The organism is Paenibacillus sp. BJ-4 (assembly GCF_020404765.1).
In the GTDB taxonomy this organism is placed as follows: Bacteria; Bacillota; Bacilli; order Paenibacillales; family Paenibacillaceae; genus Paenibacillus.
This window is the reverse complement of record NZ_JAIVEM010000027.1, coordinates 347,818-368,631: the sequence shown is the minus strand read 5'-3', so window position 1 is coordinate 368,631 and position 20,814 is coordinate 347,818. Positions and strand designations below refer to the sequence as shown.

Annotated in this window: 18 protein-coding genes, 1 rRNA gene and 1 riboswitch; of the genes, 15 read left to right on the top strand and 4 right to left on the bottom strand. The window is 48.3% G+C overall.

What is annotated here, in order from left to right; genetic code table 11:
• Positions 1-103: ribosomal RNA gene (gene rrf / locus LCF57_RS06700) — 5S ribosomal RNA — on the top strand; the annotation flags it as partial.
• Positions 104-281: 178 nt separating this feature from the next.
• Here rrf and LCF57_RS06695 read toward each other — a convergent pair.
• Positions 282-440: a hypothetical protein gene (locus LCF57_RS06695; RefSeq protein WP_167518685.1), complete on the bottom strand. Its 159-nt coding sequence runs from the start codon at positions 438-440 to the stop codon at positions 282-284.
• 290 nt (positions 441-730) lie between these two features.
• Here LCF57_RS06695 and LCF57_RS06690 point away from each other — a divergent pair, with 290 nt between their 5' ends.
• From LCF57_RS06690 to LCF57_RS06670, 5 genes are all read left to right on the top strand, one after another.
• On the top strand, positions 731-2,062 hold the full coding sequence (locus LCF57_RS06690) for an extracellular solute-binding protein (protein ID WP_226000001.1): 1,332 nt from the start codon (positions 731-733) through the stop codon (positions 2,060-2,062).
• A gap of 108 nt (positions 2,063-2,170) precedes the next feature.
• Entirely contained in the window at positions 2,171-3,061 is an 891-nt protein-coding gene (locus LCF57_RS06685) for a carbohydrate ABC transporter permease (protein WP_226000000.1), read from the top strand.
• Between the two features lie 5 nt (positions 3,062-3,066).
• A complete protein-coding gene (locus tag LCF57_RS06680; RefSeq protein WP_413232182.1) occupies positions 3,067-3,900 on the top strand; it encodes a carbohydrate ABC transporter permease in 834 nt (277 codons plus the stop codon).
• A gap of 30 nt (positions 3,901-3,930) precedes the next feature.
• Entirely contained in the window at positions 3,931-5,727 is a 1,797-nt protein-coding gene (locus LCF57_RS06675; RefSeq protein WP_225999998.1) for a sensor histidine kinase, read from the top strand.
• Entirely contained in the window at positions 5,708-6,892 is a 1,185-nt protein-coding gene (locus LCF57_RS06670; protein ID WP_225999997.1) for a response regulator, read from the top strand. The genes LCF57_RS06675 and LCF57_RS06670 overlap by 20 nt, the downstream gene beginning before the upstream one ends.
• A 70-nt stretch (positions 6,893-6,962) precedes the next feature.
• Here LCF57_RS06670 and LCF57_RS06665 read toward each other — a convergent pair whose 3' ends face one another.
• Positions 6,963-7,874 carry a LysR family transcriptional regulator gene (locus tag LCF57_RS06665; protein WP_225999996.1) on the bottom strand — a complete coding sequence of 304 codons (912 nt, stop codon included), beginning with the start codon at positions 7,872-7,874 and terminating at the stop codon, positions 6,963-6,965.
• A gap of 189 nt (positions 7,875-8,063) precedes the next feature.
• Between LCF57_RS06665 and LCF57_RS06660 the strand changes: the two genes are divergently transcribed.
• The 6 genes from LCF57_RS06660 (at position 8,064) to LCF57_RS06635 (ending at position 14,703) form a co-directional block, all read left to right on the top strand.
• The gene (locus LCF57_RS06660; RefSeq protein ID WP_225999995.1) at positions 8,064-8,654 is read left to right on the top strand and encodes a non-oxidative hydroxyarylic acid decarboxylases subunit B; all 591 of its coding nucleotides are present in this window, start codon (positions 8,064-8,066) and stop codon (positions 8,652-8,654) included.
• Positions 8,655-8,680: 26 nt separating this feature from the next.
• A complete protein-coding gene (locus tag LCF57_RS06655; protein WP_225999994.1) occupies positions 8,681-10,111 on the top strand; it encodes a non-oxidative hydroxyarylic acid decarboxylases subunit C in 1,431 nt (476 codons plus the stop codon).
• A gap of 39 nt (positions 10,112-10,150) precedes the next feature.
• On the top strand, positions 10,151-10,387 hold the full coding sequence (locus LCF57_RS06650) for a non-oxidative hydroxyarylic acid decarboxylases subunit D (protein ID WP_152380223.1): 237 nt from the start codon (positions 10,151-10,153) through the stop codon (positions 10,385-10,387).
• Between the two features lie 58 nt (positions 10,388-10,445).
• Entirely contained in the window at positions 10,446-10,907 is a 462-nt protein-coding gene (locus LCF57_RS06645) for a pyridoxamine 5'-phosphate oxidase family protein (protein WP_225999993.1), read from the top strand.
• Between the two features lie 126 nt (positions 10,908-11,033).
• On the top strand, positions 11,034-12,194 hold the full coding sequence (locus LCF57_RS06640) for a serine hydrolase domain-containing protein (protein WP_225999992.1): 1,161 nt from the start codon (positions 11,034-11,036) through the stop codon (positions 12,192-12,194).
• A gap of 172 nt (positions 12,195-12,366) precedes the next feature.
• Entirely contained in the window at positions 12,367-14,703 is a 2,337-nt protein-coding gene (locus LCF57_RS06635; RefSeq protein ID WP_225999991.1) for an Ig-like domain-containing protein, read from the top strand.
• A 124-nt stretch (positions 14,704-14,827) separates the two neighbouring features.
• On the opposite strand, the gene sdaAA is transcribed toward LCF57_RS06635, so the two are convergent.
• Positions 14,828-15,727, bottom strand: a complete 900-nt coding sequence (gene sdaAA, locus LCF57_RS06630) for an L-serine ammonia-lyase, iron-sulfur-dependent, subunit alpha (protein ID WP_225999990.1) — start codon at positions 15,725-15,727, stop codon at positions 14,828-14,830.
• Complete coding sequence (gene sdaAB, locus LCF57_RS06625; RefSeq protein ID WP_225999989.1) at positions 15,717-16,406, bottom strand: L-serine ammonia-lyase, iron-sulfur-dependent subunit beta; 690 nt, start codon at positions 16,404-16,406, stop codon at positions 15,717-15,719. Before sdaAB ends, sdaAA begins: the two co-directional genes overlap by 11 nt.
• Before the next feature lie 122 nt (positions 16,407-16,528).
• Positions 16,529-16,622, bottom strand: a riboswitch (glycine riboswitch).
• 325 nt (positions 16,623-16,947) lie between these two features.
• Here sdaAB and LCF57_RS06620 point away from each other — a divergent pair.
• The 3 genes from LCF57_RS06620 (at position 16,948) to LCF57_RS06610 (ending at position 20,811) form a co-directional block, all read left to right on the top strand.
• On the top strand, positions 16,948-18,552 hold the full coding sequence (locus LCF57_RS06620) for a DUF6359 domain-containing protein (RefSeq protein ID WP_225999988.1): 1,605 nt from the start codon (positions 16,948-16,950) through the stop codon (positions 18,550-18,552).
• A gap of 323 nt (positions 18,553-18,875) precedes the next feature.
• Positions 18,876-19,907: an ABC transporter ATP-binding protein gene (locus LCF57_RS06615; protein WP_318840631.1), complete on the top strand. Its 1,032-nt coding sequence runs from the start codon at positions 18,876-18,878 to the stop codon at positions 19,905-19,907.
• Positions 19,885-20,811, top strand: a complete 927-nt coding sequence (locus LCF57_RS06610) for an ABC transporter ATP-binding protein (protein ID WP_225999986.1) — start codon at positions 19,885-19,887, stop codon at positions 20,809-20,811. Before LCF57_RS06615 ends, LCF57_RS06610 begins: the two co-directional genes overlap by 23 nt.
• Positions 20,812-20,814 lie beyond the last annotated feature (3 nt).

Below are 20,814 nucleotides of genomic sequence, written 5' to 3'. Positions count from 1 at the left end.
CGGAGGGGTTCCACACGTACCCATCCCGAACACGACCGTTAAGCCCTCCAGCGCCGATGGTACTTGGACCGCAGGGTCCTGGGAGAGTAGGACGTTGCCAAGCACACTAAAAAAGCACACCCTTAACGGGCTGTGCTTTTTTATTTTGTTCGATCTATTTATCGTCCATACACAAGTTTATCGTGTTCCCGCTTAAGAGCTTTACACTATCCCGGTTGTTCTCGTAAAGTGGTGTCTTGCCAGCTTTTTTGGACAGCGGTACAGTGTTATCTGAGGGACACTTAATCTATTTCAACTTGTTCTGTCTGGAGAACACTTAAGGCTTGAAGTTTACGTGTAATTTCTTTTTGCCACTTTGTATCTCCGACTTGTACGGCAAGATTAAGAAGATCCAAATAATCATCAATATGCAGGGAGGTTTTGCTGAAAACTTCTTTCACTGCGGTCCTGCCTCCTTTAAGTCTATGTGTATTTAGTATTCAATAATGATAATCATTATCAAACTATGAGCTTATTCATATTATGCCTGTGTTCGAGATAAATTGCAAGTTATGATATGAATGTATTTTGAAGCACGCAAATGAGGGCTTAAAAAAACAAACCCTTCTCCTTAAGTTCACACATTGTTCACGAATTTTATATGGAACATAATGAAAAAAACAGCGGGCATTGAGTGTCCACCAATAGGGGACCATTTGCGTAATGCTTCAACAAGAGGAGGAAAAGGATTATGGGCAGAACAAAAATGAAAGCGTTTGCTATTGTGGTGGTGAGCGCCTTGGCATTGACGCTGGCAGCTTGTAATAATGGACAGAGCGCAAGTCCGGGGAATTCAGGGAAACAGGGAGGAGATACCTCAACCCAAGATGTGACGATTACCTTCCAGAACATTAATCCTGACCCGAGTACCCCTTCTTACAAAATGATCAAGCAAATTGTCAGTCAATATGAGCAGGATCATCCTCATGTCAAAATTGAATTGGACTCACTCAATACAGATCAACAAAAGCTAAAGCTGAAAACGCAAGCAGCAGCGAAGGAAGTACCGGATATTACGATTGTAAACCCGGCTGCACAGATGAAGCCGTTCGTGGATGCCGGACTACTGGCTCCATTAAACGATGTGGCTGATAAAGAGGGTTTACAGAATACATTTCAGGATGGACTACTCGATTACTATAGCTTTGACGATAAGCTCTATGCTTTTCCTGACGGCAACAATATAGAAGTGGTGTTTTATAATAAAGAGCTGTTTGAGCAGGCGGGAATTCAAAAACTGCCGACCACCTTTGATGAATTGATTACAACGGTCAAGGTGCTGAAAACGAAGGGAATTACTCCGATTGCGATTGGAGAAAAGGATTCTTGGACCGGCTCCCTCCTTTTTATGAACATTTTGCTGCGCACAAATGAAGGGCCGAATTTCCTCAAGGATGTACTGGACGGCAAAAAGACCTTTAACGACCCAGCTTTTGTGGAAGCGGTGGATGCATTTCAGGAACTGGTGCAGGCAGGGGCTTTTCCAGACGGAGCTACATCCATTGACTATAACGCGGGTGGCAATATTTTTAAAACAGGAAAAGCTGCGATGTATATTATGGGCACGTGGGAGACCGGGTCTATTGATGCTTCCCCGGTAGCAGGCAAAGTGGGAGCATTTCAATTCCCAACGGTAAATGGCAAAGGTGATGTGAATGAGTATGTAATCGCCCCGGGCAGCGCGTTTGCAGTATCGGCGAACAGTGAGCATTTACAGGAGACGAAGGACTTTCTGCATTATTTTATTAAGGAGATGCCTAAAATCCAGTTTGATTTGAAAAATGCGATTGGCAGCGGTCAAAAAATAAAGGGCGATTTGAAGGAAGCCGGTTACTCCGAACTGGCAATCAACCTCAATGAGTTATTCAAAAACGTAAAGGGTGGCGATCTCGCTTTTGATAATACGATGAATCCGGCTATTGCCCAGGCCCATCTGAGCAGTATTCAAAACCTGTTCGTGCAAAAAGAAGATTCTGAGCAAGTTGCCAAGGAGCATCAGAGTGTTTTTGAGGCGAATAAATAAGTAACTGACAACAGGGGAGGAGCGGGAAGGTTCCTTCTCTGATTTGAAATCATCTAGGTCTGCGTATCCTTGGAAGAAGTTCGCAAAGAACGCAAAGGAGACTGGAGTATGAATGTACTGAAGGTGCCGGCACGCACCATCGCTGTTTTCGTGCTACCCTGCCTGCTGCTGTATACCTGTATGGTTTTTGTACCGATCCTGGTGTCCGTGTATTGCGGATTGCTGGATTGGAACGGAATCGCCGAGGCAAAGTTCGTGGGGCTGGCTAATTTTGAACGGATTTTTACAGCAGATTCAGTGTTCTGGCCGTCCGTGAAACGGACTATGATGTTCGCTGTGTTTTCTATGCTGGAAATTCCGTTCTGTCTGCTGCTGGCGATCTTGCTTAATCGTTATGTGCGTAAGGCCAATACGCTGGTTACGATGTATTTTCTGCCGGTTATTCTGTCGGTGGTCATTATCGGGCAGCTGTGGAAGACGATCTATAATCCAGCCTCGATGGGTGGAATGCTGAACGGTATTTTGCTGGCGATTGGGCTGGAAAGCTGGACGCGCTCATGGCTGACGGAACCGCAGATAGCGATGTACGCCCTCTATTTTGTATCGTTGTGGCAGTATTTCGGCTATCATTTGCTTATCCAGTTTACCGGGGTACAAAATATACCGAATGAGCTGTACGAAGCAGCCAAAATTGATGGAGCTGAAGGATTTAAAGCAGACCGCTATATTACGCTGCCGCTCATTGTACCTATTTTCAAGATATCAATTGTATTAGCATTTATCGGCTCCCTGCAATCGTTTGATTTGATCTGGGTGATGACGGGGGGAGGACCAGCTCATGCAACGGATACAGTATCTACGTATATGTACAATATGTCCTTTTTATCGATGAAATACGGATATGGCAGCGCATTGGCTTCAATTCTCGTATTGATTTGCTTGTCATTTACAATTGTGATAAATTTTGTTTTCAAACCAATCGAAAATAAGGTAAGCTAAAGGAGATGGAACTGTTGAATGCCTTGAAAAAAACGGGAGTCTTTACCTTATTGGCAATCTTAATTGTCACGCAGCTGTATCCACTCCTTTGGCTGCTGACCTATTCGTTGAAGACGAATGAAGAGATATTGAGCGCAAGCTTCTTTGCACTCCCTGAAGTGCCCCAGTGGCACAACTATCAGGAAGCCTATGAAGCAGGGAACTACTTGCGTTATTTAGGAAACAGTGTGCTGGTGACCGGGGCTACGATGATGTTCGTCCTTTTATTAAGCTCGATGGCTGCTTATGCGATTACGCGTTTTCGCTGGCGCTTTGGGGCTGTTGTACTGACTTTGTTTCTGATCGGAATGATGATTCCGCTGCAGGCTACATTGCTGCCACTGATGGTGATGTTTAAAAATGTTCACATCCTGAATACGTACTTTTCGCTGATTTTACCCTATATCGCTTTTCAGACACCGATTGCGGTCTTCATCCTATCCGGCTTTATGCGCTCCATACCCCACGAAATTGAAGAATCCGCTTACATTGACGGAGCAAGCATTTACCGCATTTTCCGCAGTGTAATCTTACCCATTTCGATTCCACCCATCATGACAGTGTGTATATTAACTTTCATTAACATCTGGAATGAATACATTATGGCTGCCACCTTTATTTCATCCGAGAAGCTCAAAACGCTCCCTTTTGGCGTCTATACGTTCGTCAGTCAGTATTCTGTGAATTACGGCAATATTGGTGCTTTCTTGGTCATGGGAGCCTTACCAGTCATTATTATCTATTTTGTCTTGTCCGAAAAGATTACCAAGGGCATGGTAGCGGGAGCAGTTAAAGGATAGTCGGCCAAGGCGAGAGGAGCGCACGGAGGTATGCTGCGCCGTTTTCAATCCATTCAATACCGTTTGTTTGTTCTGTTCCTGTTGAGCATGTCCGGCATTGTACTGGCGGTCAGTCTGCTATTTTACAACCGTACTACGGTGCAGTTCCATGACAAGGTCAGTGAGCTGGCACGTAAAAATGTTTCCCAGACAGCAGGGCTGTTCGAGTTGCTGCTCGGCAGCTACAACAGCCTGTCCAAATCGATCAGCAACAATATGGATTTGGTTCGCTTGCTAACGACAGATAGCAGTAACTCGCCTGCTGTTAACTACATCAATGAACGTACGATTACGAATATTTTGGGAGCTATCTATTATTCGCGGGAGGACCTGATCGGCATTCATGTCATCACGGATACAGGCAAGGTATACAACTATGGCAATTATATGAATGTCATTGATACTCATTACGAGCACGCGGAATGGTATAAGGAAATTCGAAAGTCGGCGGGCAAAATCGCATGGCTGGGCGTGTATCCTCACTCTGTCATTGATCAAGTGGAAACCAGACCTGTGTTTGCATTCGGACGGCAGTTGTATGATCTGGACGAACACAAACCGATTGGGATTGTGCTATTTGAAGCCGAACCGCGTTCTGTTTTGTCCGCTCTTCACAACTTGCGGCTGGGTACCAATAGTCAGGTATATCTGCTAGGCCATGAAAACCGGATTGTATCGGCTACTTCCTCTGACCCGCCCCCGGATTTGCGAGATCTGGAACAGAAAGTACCGGAGGATGACGTCATTGTAAATCGGAGTAATGAGAAAGTTGTAATCGCTTCCAAGTTACCGTTTGCGGATTGGTCGGTCATTAGTGTGACACCCAGTGAGGATCTGAACGTGGAGCTGGTGCAAAATCAAAGGTACTTGCTTATTGTGGCACCCATACTCATTATTGTGTCCGCGTTAATTGCATCTATCGTCTCCAGAGGGATTTCACTTCCCCTCAAGCGGGTCATTCGCGAAATGAAGCGGGTAGAGACGGGGAATTTCCGTCATACGGTAAACATTGAGTCCTATGAAGAAATCAATCAGCTGGCCACCTCCTTCAACCATATGGTAAGACGGATTGCAGAACTGATCGAGTTGGTCCGTATCTCATCAGTCAGTGAAAAAAATGCGGAGCTGCATGCGCTACAGACGCAGGTTAATCCACATTTTCTGTACAATACGCTGGATATGATTTATTGGATGCTGGATGAAAAGGGACAGGATCAGCTAGGAGAGGTGGTACTCTCCTTATCGCATATGTTCCGTTACAGCAGTCATTGGGAAGAGGGGGCCGATGTAAGCCTTCGTGAGGAGGTGGAGCAGATCGGCGACTACCTTACAATTATCCAAGCCCGGCTGGAGGGCAGGGTATCTGTAGATATCAGCATTGATGAGGGTTGGCTGGATATCCGCTTGCCGAAGATGACCTTGCAGCCATTGATTGAAAATGCAGTGAAGCATGGGTTGGAGCCGCTGCCTGCGAATACAGGTGGCAAGCTGCTCGTTCGAGCGGAGGAGCATGACGGTGTATTAAGCCTGCACATCATCGATAACGGTGCAGGGATGGAATACGAACGATGGGAGGTGGTTCAGGTAGCTTTGACAGAACCCGGCAAGCAGACGGGCAGCGGGCAGGCGGGAGGCATCGGCCTGCAAAACCTAAATTTAAGGCTAAGGCACATGTTTGGAGAGGAGTACGGTCTACGGATCTCTAGTACACCTGGAGCCGGAACGACGGCCACTGTAAGTGTGCCTCTGCCACAGAAGGAGGAGAAACATGAATATTCTGATAGCTGACGATGAAAGTATGATTCGGCAGGGGATTCGGCGTACGATTGGCCAAGCTCTGCCAACTTGCGGCATTCATCTCGCTGCTTCCACCGAGGAAGCAGCAGGCATTCTGGCGGAGCATTCGGTGGATATTGTATTGACTGATATCCTGATGCCGGGTATGGATGGTCTGGAATTCATGCGCATTTCCAAGCGAAAGCATCCTCATCTACAGTGGGTTGTCATCTCGGCCCATTCCGACTTCCAATACGCGCAAAGAGCAGTGAAGCTGGGTGCCAAAGACTACCTGTTAAAGCCAATCGGCAAAAAGAAGCTGCTGGAATGCATTAAAATGCTGGCGGCCGAAGCGCTTGTCGCTTCGCAGCAGGCCAATGAGGGCAGGCTTCTCAAATCCAATATGGTCTATTTGCGTGAGGCTGTTTTTCAACGCTATGCACTTGGACTGGACACGGGAAAACTGGATATACAGCCCTTTATTGAAAATTATCCGGAGTTTCATCTCTTTATGGTTCGTATGGAACCTGATCGTAAGCAGACGCATCTGGAGCATTTTATGATTGAAAACGTACTGTCCGAGCTCATTGAGGCGGGGGGCAGTGGCTTTGTCGTCAGTCTCGACCGTCATAGCCTGCTGGGTATTGCACGCCTGCGGGATGAGGCGGAGGCCGCACGGCTGGAGACGTTACTCGAATCCCATTTAAAACGTTACGTGAAGGTGCCCCTGCAAATTACGCGTTCGGGCGTTCATCACAATTTTGCCTCCATACCTGAAGAGGTAGCACGGCTAAGACGGACGCCAGAGGAGATTGCCGCGGCAGCAGCGGATACCGGGGAATGTCTTCGTAAAGGCATGCATACGGTGGATGTGGCATTGCAATATATTCAGGCTCATTTTACGGAGGATCTGTCGTTAGAGAAGGTAGCTTCGGTCGTCTTTTTGAACCCGGTCTATTTTAGCCAGTTGTTCAAGCAGAAAACGGGACAGGGCTATAAGGATTATGTCATTTGTTTGCGGATGGAGGAGGCGAAGCGGCTGCTCAGTGATCCCCATCTGCGGCTGGCTGATATTTCAGAGCGGATCGGCTACCAGGATATGCGGCATTTTACACAAGTATTCCGGCGTAAATGTGGAATGACTCCGACAGAGTATCGGCATCAGGGAGTCAAGTAGGACGCGATATACAATCTGATCTAAATAGTGAGTACCTATGTAATATATGACTGTTCTGTGAGTGGAATTTCTACTCTGGGGCAGTCTTTTTTGTGTTTCCAGCTCCAGCTTGCAGGTGTTCAACTAATTTACGAGCTGCATTGGACAAATAGCGATCCTTGCGCCATACGACGGCTGGTCGGGTAAAGGGGAAGGGCTCCTTAATAGATAGTGTACGAAATCTGTCACCGTACTCTTGTCCCAAGCCAGTGTCTGGAATGATGGTAATTCCCATGCCTGTTGATACAAGTGAGAGAATGGTCGATATTTCAGGGCAGTCTAGTACCACACGGGGATTAAGATGCTGCTCCTGAAATTTGCGAATCACAGTCTCGTATATCCCAAGTCCTTCCGTTCGGCGTCCTAACAGGAGGTCATAGCTGGCGGCTTCCTGTAACGTGATTTCACCACTCGGATGACGATCGGCCCATTCACAAGGGAGTACCACGACAAAAGGAACTCCTTCTAATTCTATCGTATGGTAGGACTTGTCATCCACCGGAAGAAGGAGCAGGGCCAAATCAACTTTATTCTGATGCAGTAGCTCTTCCAGGTGATGCGTGTCCCCATGCCCTATTTTAATATATACCCCCGGGTAATCCTGATGAAAGCGGCTGAGAGGTCCGGTAATCAATGACATACAGACTGATGAAGTGCCTATAGACAGAGTACCGGTAACATTGCTTTCAAATTCACTAATTTCTCTACAGGTATCTTCCATCTCGGCCAATAATCGCTTGGCGCGGGTATATAGTGCGTATCCAGCCTCAGTTACCTCCCACTTCTTTCCTTCACGGTAAATCAGCTTTACGCCAAGCTCATCCTCCATATTTTTGAGTTGTTGACTTAATGGAGGCTGAGCCATGTTAAGCATTCGGGCGGCCTTCGTGATTTGCCCTTCTTCCACAATGGCGCAGAAGTAGTGTAGATGCTTTATATCCATTTAGATTACCTCCCATTTCTGAACAATCCTAGATGAATACTTTTAAAGTATGCATTACATATATTATATATATTTTTCGTGTGTATAGAAGAGGCGTATAATTTTTGGTAGTGATGAATTGGATAAACTTGGCTAAAAAGCAGAGCGTTGTTAGAGAACGAAAACAATGGAGTGGAAGGAGGGGAATATATGAAGAAAATCATTGTAGGAATATCGGGAGCGACGGGGTCAATCTTCGGGATCCGTATACTACAGCATTTACGGGAGACGGGGGTTCAGAGCCACCTCGTGTTATCTCCGTGGGCTATTGCGAACATTCCCTATGAGACAGGCTACACGGTCAAGGAAGTGGAGGCGATGGCAGATGTGGTTTACTCGTACAAGGATCAGGCTGCGCGTATTTCTAGCGGTTCCTTCCGGATAGACGGTATGATTGTTGCTCCTTGCAGCATGAAGACGCTCGCCTCCATTCGCATTGGAATGGCGGACAACCTGCTCACTCGATCAGCAGATGTGATGTTGAAGGAACGTAGGAAGCTGCTGCTCATGACAAGGGAAACACCACTGAATAGTATTCATCTGGAGAATATGCTGGAACTGTCACGCATGGGCGTGACGATCCTGCCGCCGATGCCAGCCTTTTATAATCATCCTGCGACGATTGAGGAAATGGTGGATCATATTGTATTCCGCGTATTGGATCAGTTCGACATCGTTACAACCGCAGCCAAACGCTGGGATGGAATGAAGCAGGCTGAATCCAGACTGCACCAAAGTTAAAATAGGAAAACGAAGGAGAATGGATCATGGCTTATAAAGATTTTCGTGATTTTTTGCATACTCTAGAGAAAGAGGGACAATTGCTCACCATTAGCGATGAAGTAAAGCCGGAGCCGGATATTGCAGCGGCAAACAGAGCATTAAACAACCTTGGAGATAAGACACCGGCTCTATTCTTCAACAATATTTATGGCTATACAGATGCACGTATTGCAATGAATGTGATGGGCTCTTGGCCCAATCATGCTCTTATGATGGGAATGCCAAAGAACACTCCGCTCAAAGAGCAGTTTTTTGAATTTGCCAGACGTTATGAACAATTTCCGGTACCTGTGAAGCGGGAAGAAACGGCTCCCTTTCATGAAGTGGAGATTACAGAAGATATTAATTTATTTGATATTCTGCCGTTGTTCCGTTTGAATCAGGGAGATGGGGGATTTTATCTGGATAAAGCTATTCTGGTCTCGCGCGATCTAGATGACCCGGATGCGTATGGCAAGCAAAATGTCGGTTTGTACCGGATGCAGGTGAAAGGTAAAAACCGTCTGGGTATTCAGCCTGTACCGCAGCATGATATAGCGATCCATATCCGTCAAGCTGAGGAACGCGGGGAAAATTTGAAGGTGGCGATTGCCCTGGGATGTGAGCCTGTTATTACGACGGCTGCTTCTACACCGTTGTTGTACGATCAATCCGAATATGAGATGGCAGGTGCCATTCAGGGTGAGCCTTACCGTGTAGTTAAAGCCAAGGATGCGGACCTGGATCTGCCTTGGGGGGCCGAGGTCATTTTGGAAGGTGAAGTGTTAGCGGGCGAGCGGGAGTATGAAGGTCCATTCGGTGAATTCACAGGTCACTATTCCGGTGGGCGCGCGATGCCAGTCATTCAGATTAATCGTGTATATCACCGTAAGCAGCCCATCTTTGAGCATTTGTACATCGGAATGCCTTGGACGGAAACGGACTATATGATTGGTGTGAATACAAGTGTACCGTTGTTCCAACAGCTCAAGGATGCATTTCCTAATGAAATCGTAGCCGTTAATGCCATGTATACGCATGGGCTGGTCGCTATTATTTCTACGAAAACCCGGTATGGCGGCTTTGCGAAGGCTGTGGGGATGCGTGCGTTAACGACTCCGCATGGATTGGGGTATTGCAAGCTGGTCATTGTGGTGGATGAGGATGTCGATCCGTTCAATCTGCCGCAGGTCATGTGGGCTTTATCCACCAAGCTGCATCCGAAGCATGATGCTGTCATAGTTCCAGGCTTGTCTGTTTTGCCACTTGACCCCGGCTCCGACCCGGCAGGTATGACGCACAAAATGATACTGGATGCGACGACACCTGTAGCACCGGATGTTAGAGGTCATTATTCGCAGCCGCTTGATTCTCCGCTGGGTGTAGCAGATTGGGAGAAAAAGCTGAGCCAAAAGCTGAGCCAAATGCTGCGTTAAATATGTTTGAAAATAAAAAAATTAAAGGAGTGCTGACATATGCATATTTGTCCCCGTTGTGAGTCCAATCGTTCAGAAGTTGTTTCCCATTCGCCGGTTGAAGGTGCCTGGGAGGTTTTGTTGTGCCCTGTTTGCCTGTTCACATGGCGAACCTCGGAACCAGATAGCATTACCGATCCGGCAAAGTATAAATCAGCGTTCAAGGTCGATCCCCGGGATATTCCGAATGCGATTCACGTACCCCTGATTGCGGAACGGAGGCAGGATCGTTCGTAACTGGATGTAAATTGTGGTATTTTGAGTATATGGGCCGAATGTAAAGGGGGTTATACTTATGCAGATACCAAGAATCGGCAAGGAGCTGTTTACGCTGTTGGACGGCAGGACATTAGAAAACAAGCAGCATGAAGCGATGATGCTGCTGACGATCACAGAGGATCAGTGGCCGCACATTGCAATGATTAGCGTAGGCGAGATTGTTGCGCTCGACGAGGGGAATTTGCGGCTGGCACTATGGCCGGGGACGACCACGACAGGCAACATGATCCGCACCGGGAAAGCAACGCTTGCGGTGTTCATCGGCGGGAAGGCGCACTATGTACGGCTGTCACTGGAACATCTGTCGATGTTGCCCGGAGCCAAGCATGTGCGTGAGCGATTTGCGGCACGGGTATTCGCTGCCCGAGAAGATTCGGCCCAATATGCAGATATTGTGACAGGTGTTACAATCCGACTCAAGGAGCCGGAAGCGGTGCTGGATCGCTGGAAAGAAACGGTGGCAGAGCTGTTAATGTAAAGCCATCTGGTGGTTATGACATGAGGAATAAGCGCTTACAGGGAATCAGGTTGGGCTTGTTGGAACAGGAGATTAGAGCGCGAGGGAAAGCTTGTTTCTTTTGAAGGAAAAACAGGAGGGATGAATATGTCTCGTTTTGAAAAGGTAGATCAGCTATTGCAACAATTCGTAGCGAATGGACCGGCAGGGTGTGGCTGTGCCATCGCACAAAATGGTCAAGTATTGTATGAAGGGTACTACGGATATGCTGATCTGGAAGCTCAAAAACCAATCACTGAGGATACCGTGTATCGCTTGTTTTCCATGACAAAGGTTATTATATGTACGGCTGCACTTATGCTGTACGAACGCGGGCAATTTTTGTTGAATGAGCCTTTGTATGAATATTTCCCCGAATATCGTAATTCGTATGTATTCAAAACTGCTCCTAACGGATACACCTACATTGATAAGGCGGATAACCCCATTTTAATTAAGCATATATTCAATATGAGCGCAGGGCTTCCTTACGCTTCCGAGTCTTCAGAAACAGGGAAAGCTATGCAGAAGGTCATTAAAGCGTTAAAGGAAAAGCAAGGGAAATATGATTTGCGCACAGAAATTAAAGCGCTCTCGGAAGTTCCGCTTGCATTCGAGCCAGGAACACGCTGGTTATACGGATATGGACATGATCTCGTTGCAGGTCTTATTGAAGTGATTTCAGGAAAATCATTGGGGCAATTTCTAAAGGATGAAATCTTTGATCCACTTGGCATGAACAATACAGGTTACCGTTATCGTGGAGATATTGAATCGCGGATGGCTTCCGTTTATCACCGGACAGACACCGGAGAACTTGAAAAAATAGAGGGTTTCTTGGATGAATATCATCAGCCAGATGCTATATACGAAAGTGGAGGCGCAGGTCTGTATTCGACAGTTAAAGAGTATCTTACATTTTCACAAATGCTGTCAAATGGCGGCATGGTAGACGGTGTGAGGCTATTAGGGAGAAAAACGATTGATTTAATGCGTACAAATCATCTGAATACAGCCCAGTTATCTGATTTTACGAATTCATATCATACAGGTTATGGTTACGGACTGGGCGTGCGCACGTTAATTGATAAAGCGGCGGGGCATGCCAACAGCTCTATTGGAGAATTTGGCTGGACGGGAGCAGTAGGCACTTGGGTTTCTATAGATCCAAGTGAGCAGTTCTCGGTCGTTTATATGCATCAGCTCGATCCAAACATGGAAGAATACCACCATTTAAGAGTTCGTGCAGCAGCTTACAGCTGCTTGTAAAAGTGAGGTTACATTTAACGACTTGATCTGGATCAGTACCGATTCTAGTTAATAAGGACCAAATTTTCTTTAAAGCCTAAACTATTCTTTTCCATATGTCGACATAAAACGTAGGTATAAGGATTTTGCGGAATCCTTGATTTTAAGTTTTTGAAATGGAGGGAATTAGATTTTGAAGAATAGGTGGTCTGGTTTTCTGGCGTTAGTCATCCTGATCTCAAGTTTTACATCATATGCAGGGTTCGCATACGCGGCTGATCCGGTGCTTTCCAAGATTGTCCTTTCCTCTAACGAGGTAACTGTGCAACAGGGAGATACGGCTACGTTGACGGCTACGGCTATTTATACCGATGGGACGACTTCAAATGTAACCGTAAGCACGGATTGGAAAAGTGATAATACTGCTATTGCTACGGTATATAACGGTACAGTTTCAGGTAAGGGCGAAGGGGAAGCGACTGTGGTTGCGACCTATAAAGATAAAATACAATCGGTTCAGGTACATGTAACGAAAAAGGTTAAGGCACTGACATCCAGTGTACAAAACCTGAGCTTGCGTTCAAGCGGCACAGGACAGATCGATCTGACAGCGACTTACAGTGATAATACAACAGCTCAGGTTTCGGGTGATGCCACCTGGACGTCGGATAACCAGAAGGTAGCAACCGTAGTTAACGGATTGGTTACCGCTCAGGGAGCAGGTACAGCCAATATTAAGGCCGTATACGGCCAACAGACCGTAACGATTACTGTGCAGGTAGAACAGGTCAAACGTTTGGATGTCAGCCCATCAGAGGTTTCCCTTTTGTTGAAGGATACGGAGAAGGTTAAGCTGACAGCGACATTCCCGGATGGAACGGCTCAGGATGTTACAGAGTCTGCCGAGTGGAGCTCCAGTAATGCGGCCGTGGCAGATGTACTGAAAGGCGCTATTACCGGCTACAGCGCGGGAAAGGCGACGATTACAGGTAAATATGGTACAATGTCTGCTACCATTTCGGTGGATGTTGATCAAACGAACAAGCTGAAAGCCAGCGAATCCGATATTTTTCTCCGTTTGGACGAATCCAAGAAAGTACAGGTTTCCGCTGTTTACCCGGAGGGAACGGTAACTGATATCACAGATAAAGCTGCTTGGACATCAAGTGATGAGAAAATTGCGACGGTGAATAAAGGCACGATTATGGCAATTGGAGCGGGTTCAGCTACGGTGACCGCTAAGTATGGTGATAAGACGGTTTCGATCAAGACAGACGTTGAAACCTCCAGATATCTCGATTTGAGTGAGGACAAGCTGAGCCTGAATGCCAAGGAAACCAAAAAGCTCAAGCTGACCGCTACGTACGTAACAGGTACGGAAGAAGATATTACAAGCAAGGCAGAGTGGAAATCCAGCAATGAAGATATTGCATTTGTCAGTAAGGGGGAAGTAACGGGCTATAAAACAGGTGAGGCAACGATCACAGCTTCTTATGGCGGTAAAACAGCCACAGCGACGGTATCTGTGAATGTACCTGGTGACCTGGCTCTGTCCTCCAAAACAGCAACGATTGATGTTAATGAGGATTATACTGCAACTTTGACCGCTACTTATGCCGACGGGCGTAAGGAAGATGTGACACAGGATGCGGAATGGACTTCAAGTGCGGAAGACATTGCTTCTGTATCCAAAGGAACGATTACGGGTAAATCAGCCGGTAAGGCGGTTATTACAGCAACCTACAACGGCAAAAAATTTACGATAAACGTTCAAGTGGGCCTAGTAGACCGTTTGGAAACAGACTCACGGGTCATTGCGCTTGGTGCGCAGGAAACGAAGCAGTTGAAGGTAACTGGCGTCAAGAGTGGCGGCACAAAAACAGATGTAACCAAGGATGCAACCTGGACGACCAGCAATGTGAAAGTGGTCGAGGTTAGCGAGGGCTTGATCAAAGCGAATGGCAATGGTAAGGCTACCGTTACAGCTTCCTATGGCAAGCAAAACCTTACATTCACAGTGGAAGTGGACGTAGCGCAAAAGATTGAGGCGGATGCGATCGCGTTATCGCTGAAATCCGGTGATCAAAAAACCATCGCGATTGTTGTTAAATCCAGTGATGGCAAAGAAAAGGACGTTACGACCCAAGCTGAATGGAAAACGTCCAATTACAAGGTAGCTACGGTTAAAAAGGGGCAGGTTACCGCAGTCAGCTACGGTAAAGCTAACATTCAGGCGAAGTTCGGCGGGAAGGTTATCAGCGTACCCGTGGATGTAGATACACTTAAATATTTGCAAACAGACGAAGTCACATTGAATTTGAAGGCAGGACAGCTGGCTAAAGTGACGGCTACAGCCACGTACAAGGATGAGTCTGAGAAGGATGTTTCCAAACCGGCTGTCTGGTCCTCGTCCAGAATTATTGTTGCCACAGTCAAAGACGGTAACATTAAGGCACAGGGCAAGGGAAAAGCCGTAATTACAGTAAAATATGCAGGTAAAATGACGAAGGTACAGGTGAACGTGCAGTAATCTGTAACCGACTGAAAAGAAAAGGAGCAAGCATACGTCCAGATGACGCCATGCTTGCTCCTTTTCTTTATAAAGTGAATCCTCTCTCTTTAGAGAATGTGGGGAGAGGTTTACCGTTTAGAAACTACGACTTTTTGTTCTTGGTCGATGCGTTGCGTGTAAGCGATTCGGTCAAACGCTTGCCGGTTGGCGTTTGGGCCAAACCGCCTTTGGCAGTCTCGCGGTGCTTTGACGGCATCGCGCTGCCGACTTCAAGCATCACGTCAATGACTTCGTCAGACGGGATGGCGCTGCGCACACCTGCCAAAGCCATATCCGCTGCGGCAAGCGCGGTGACAGCCCCGAGCCCGTTGCGCACGATGCACGGAATCTCCACCAGCCCGGCGACGGGGTCGCAAATCAGGCCGAGCGTGTTTTTAAGTGCAAGGCCCACGGCGTGAATAGCCTGCTCAGGCGTGCCGCTGCGCAGCTCGACCATAGCGCCGGCAGCCATCCCGATCGCTGAGCCAATCTCAGCCTGGCAGCCTCCCTCCGCGCCGGAAATGAAGGAGTTGTTGGCGATCACGTAGCCGATGGCTCCAGCGGCGAACAGGCCGCGCACCATATGCTCGTCATCCCAGCCGAATCGCTCCTGTGCACTGATGAACACACCGGGGATGACTCCGCATGAGCCTGCGGTGGGCGTGGCGACAATGCGACCCATGGACGCATTAACCTCCGACACGGAGAGGGCATATGCCATGGCGAGCGCCGAGGCATCGCCGGAGCAGGTTTCCCCTGCCCGCAAATATTCGGCCAGGCGCTTGCCGTCGCCGCCCGTCAATCCACTGCGGGATACAGTGTCTTGAGTCTGACCGCGATGAACGGCTTCCTTCATTACTTCATAATAATCAGACATTTGGCGGAAGATTTCTTCCTCCGGTGTGTTCGTCTCTTGTGCCTGCTCTTGAATCATCAGACGGCCAATCGTGGTGGATTCCTCAGCACATAAAGCACTGATTTCATGCAGATGGCTAAATCGCATCAGATTCAGCTCCTTTTTTCAAGTTAATCATTTTAATTTCGTACATATGAGGTAAGGACTGCAGCTTTGTGATCAATTCAGGCGTAGCAGGACTGTCCGTTTCGATGGCGGTGAGGGCTTCACCATCCCGTCCTTTGCGATCCACGTGCATATAGGCAATGTTAATGTCAGCCGCGCCGAGCGCTGAGGTCACTGCGCCCAATGTGCCGGGCTTATCCGAGTGAAGAAGCACCAGCGTAGGCAGCTCTCCGGTTAGATTGACCCGGAATTCGTTGAGTTGCTGGACATGGATGCTTCCGCCGCCAATGGAGGAACCCAGCAGCGTGCGCTGCTCCTCACCCTTCCACAACTCGAAGCGGACCGTGTTCGGATGAGGGGCGGGTAGTCCGCTAAAGGCGAATTCCACCGCCATCCCGGCTTGCTCTGCCCATTGCTCGGCATCCGGAATTCGGTAGTCGTCCGTATCGTAATTGAGCAGCCCAGCGATGAGCGCCAGATCTGTGCCGTGGCCCTTGTACGTATCGGCAAAAGAACCGTACAGTGTCATGCGGGCACGGTCAGGCTGTGCGCCGAGCCAGTGCCGGGCAACGCGTGCGAGCCGCACCGCGCCTGCGGTATGTGAGCTGGAAGGTCCGGTCATAGCCGGGCCGATAATGGAAAATACATCTTTGAAACGCATGGTATGGCCCCCTGTATGTTCTAATACCATAGTATATGGTATTGCCGCGTCTTTGCGCGTATAGACGGTTCCTAATGCTGACGCACAATGTGAGCACAAAAAAAGGACAGGATAAGGAAGTTTCCCTTATCTCTGTCCTCGTTACCTGAGAGTTTCGTGCGGTGTCATTCCCGCCTTACCCCTTGGGTGGCTTGCGCTCTCTCCAGAGTTGCGTCAGATGACGATACATGGACCTGAGAGATTATTCGTCAGCCGGGTGCTGGCGTCTTGCTCCTTCGGTGCCTCCAGGTTGTAGGCTTCCTGGACGGACTCTCCCGTCATCTTCATTCGCGTATACCGTTCTACATATCTTTCTTAGCGTAATATATGCCGTGCCCGCTGTCAATCACAGGGTTCGATTTTTACAAAGAACAACACGTCCCCACTAGAAAAAATTAAATTTTACATAATTATGGATGAAATCAGGAAGGAATTAGAAGATAGATCGCTAATCTGATAGAGGACAATACCATTTATGGAATAATAGGAGGGATATTGACGTATGGCAAAAGGCTTGCGCTTCACAGGTTCACGCTTGAAAGGAATGCTGCATCTGGCAGCGATTGTATCACTGCTTATAGGAATTTTCGTTCCGTTCGGTCAAGTTAAAGCCGAGGGAGCATTGACAGTGGCTGAAGCACTTCAGCGTCAAAGCAGCGGAGGGACGGTAACGGTGGAAGGCTACATCGTCGGACATGCTACCGGATCAAAAACGGCTAACTTTTCCAGGCCGTTTGCGAATGATTTTAACGTATTGATTGCTGATCAGGCCAATGAACGCAATACGTCTAATCTATTGGATATACAGCTTACATCAGCGTACAGAGGGCAATTTGGACTTTCAGGCCATCCTGAGCTGATCGGCAGCAAAATCCGCGTGACGGGTACGCTTGGTGACTACAACAATTTTGGTGGAGTGAAAAGCCCAAGCGCTGTGGAACTGGTGAGTGGAAGCGAACCAGGAAACCCTGGTGATCCGGGCGAGCCTGATCCTGGCACCCCGGGACAACCCGGTACTACATTGCCGGATGGAAAAGGCAAAAAGGTGCTGTTCGATAATACGCACGCACAGACAGCCGGAGCTGCGGATTGGGTTATTGATGGGGCCTTTTCCGATTTTGCGGGCGGGCTGCGCAATGCAGGCTTTACGGTAGATCAATTGAACCGCAGCATTCCTTTTACCTATGGAGAGCAGGCCATAACGTATGACAAGCTGCGCCCATATGATGTGTTCATCATCGGTGAAGCGAATGTTGCCTTTAAGGCATCCGAGCAGGCTGCTTTGCTGCAATATGTGAAGAATGGAGGCAGCGTCTTCTTCATCTCTGACCACTATAACGCAGACCGCAACAAAAACCGTTGGGATTCTTCCGAGGTCATGAACGGCTACCGTCGCGGAGCCTATTCCAATCCGGCGAAAGGCATGACAGCAGAAGAAGCTGCATCACCAGCAATGCAGGGATTAACCAGCTCCGACTGGCTGGCGACGAACTTTGGTGTTCGTTTCCGCTACAATGCGCTCGGTGACGTGAACGCGACGGATATTGTGGCTGCGGATCAATCCTTCGGTATTACCAAGGGCGTGCGCTCGATTGCGATGCATGCTGGATCTACGCTGGCTATTATTGATCCTTCCAAGGCTAAAGGGATTGCTTATATCCCTGCAGGCACGAAAAAATGGGGCAATGCTGTAGACCAGGGTGTTTATAACGGCGGAGGTCGTGCCGAAGGACCTTTTGCCGCTATTTCCAAGGTAGGTCAGGGCAAGGCGGCATTCATCGGGGATTCTTCACCTGTCGAAGACGCCACGCCGAAATATGCGCGTGAGGAAAACGGACAGTCGAAGAAGACGTATGATGGCTTCAAGGAAGTGGACGATGCTACCTTCCTGGTGCAAACCGTCCAATGGCTTGCATGGAAGCAGGACTATACGAAGCTGTCCGAGGTGGCAGGTTTGACAATTGACCAGCCGACGAAGCTGCTGCCGTTCGAGGAGCCTGCGGCTTCTACGGAACCGCAGGCTGAGCCTTGGGCTGCTCCGGCAGCAGGCTACAAATGGTACGATCCAAGAACGTACAAGTCCGGCTCCTATGGAGTGGCTTCATAACCAACGAAGACAGTACGAGGTTAGCTACTCGAGAAAACCGCTTGATCCCTTAGAGGGCCAAGCGGTTTTTTTTTGTGATGAAAATTAACCTGTGGTTGGTTATTTCATTACATTTTGTGCCAAAAAGGTCGCGCTATTGCTGAATCATTGGTTTTTTAAATGATGTTGATAGTCTAATCTTAATTGATATATCCATATACTGGTGATAGGATGTACTCAAATTATTCCGACAAAAACAGTATGTAATGTTTATGATAGGTTTAACATCAGCAGGGTGTGAGTAAGCGGGACAAGGCCGCGAGAGAATGGAGGCAGCACACATATTGAATATCGAACCTGTGTTGGAAATTAAAGGACTAACCGTTTCCTTTCGCATCAAGGATCAATATTACCCTGCAGTTGACCATCTGGATCTGAAGGTCAACCCCAATGAAGTGCTGGCTGTGGTCGGGGAATCCGGCTGTGGCAAAAGCGCGCTGGCGCTTTCGATAGCACAATTACATGACATGGAGCGCACGCGTATAGAGGGAGAGATTCTTTTTAAAGGCACAGACCTGAACCGTCTCTCATTAGGACAATTGAATAAAATCCGCGGGGCGGGCATTGGCATGATCTTTCAGGACCCGCTAACAGCCCTAAACCCACTGATGAGCATTGGTAAGCAGATTGAGGAAAGTCTCGACTATCATACGTCACTATCCACGAAGCAAAAAAGGGAACGTGTGCTGGAATTGCTGAACAGTGTGGATATACCGAATCCCGCGCGTGTGTATGCCCAGTATCCGCATGAACTGTCAGGAGGGATGCGGCAGCGTGTGATGATCGCCATTGCCATAGCCTGCCGACCTTCTCTTATTATTGCAGATGAGCCCACTACTGCGCTCGATGTAACCATTCAATCTCAAATTCTTGACTTGCTCAAACAGCTTCAACAGGAGACTGGAAGCGGCATTATCCTGATTACGCATGACCTTGGCGTTGTGGCAGAAGTAGCCGATCGCGTGGTGGTCATGTATGCCGGTGAAATTGTGGAAAGCGCCGATGTTTTTGAATTGTTTCGGCATCCGCAGCACCCGTATACACGTTCTTTGCTGGCTTCCATGCCGGACTCCCATACCAAGGGAGCACCGTTGCATGTCATCGGCGGAATTGTTCCCTCCTTGCAGGATATTCCCCGCAATAGCTGCCGCTTTGCTCCGCGTATTCCGTGGATAGGGCAAGGGGCGCATGAAGCTCATCCCCAATTAAGTGAAATTTCCCCCGGTCATTGGGTCCGTTGTATATGTTATCAGCATTTTCATTTTGAAGACGAGGCAAAGGGAGAGGCTGCTTATGGCATTACTGGAGCTCAATAATCTGAAGGTACATTATCCGGTGCGCGGCGGTTTTTTCCAGCGCGTCGTGGATCAGGTAAAAGCAGTGGACGGTGTGTCTATCCGCATTGAGGCGGGGCAGACATACGGGCTGGTAGGAGAATCCGGCTGCGGAAAAACGACGACTGGAAGGACGATCATCGGTCTGAATAAGCTGACGAGCGGACAGATTCTTTTTAACGGAAAGGATCTTGCCGCTCTGAGCCGTAGCAATCGCCATCCGCTCCGCAGAGATATTCAAATGATTTTTCAGGACCCGTATTCTTCGCTTAATCCGCGAAAGCGCGTGCTGGATGTCATCGCTGAGCCGCTGCGAAATTTTGAAAGGCTGAGTAGTGAGGAGGAACGGAGGAAAGTACAGATGTTGCTGGAAAAGGTCGGCCTGAACTCCGATGCGGCTTACAAATATCCGCATGAATTTTCGGGGGGGCAGCGGCAGCGGATTGGTATTGCGCGTGCGTTGACGTTAAATCCGAGACTGATCATTGCCGATGAGCCGGTGTCGGCGCTGGACGTTTCCGTACAGGCACAGGTGCTTAATTTTATGAAGGATGTACAGCGGGAATTCAACCTAACCTATTTGTTCATCAGTCATGATCTGGGGATCATCCGCCATATGTGCGATCAAATCGGCATTATGTACCGTGGGCGACTGGTCGAGCAAGGGAGCGAGCAGGACATTTATGAGCATCCACAGCACTTGTATACCCGACGGCTCATTGCGACCATACCCAATATCGATCCTGCAAAGCGGCTGGAGAACGCTGAAAAAAGGCGAGTGCTTTTGTCTTCCTACAAAACCGAGCTGCCCAAACATCTGGACGCGAGTGGAAAGCCGTTTGCGCTAAAAGCAATCAGCCCATCCCATCAAGTCGCGCTACCATAAGGG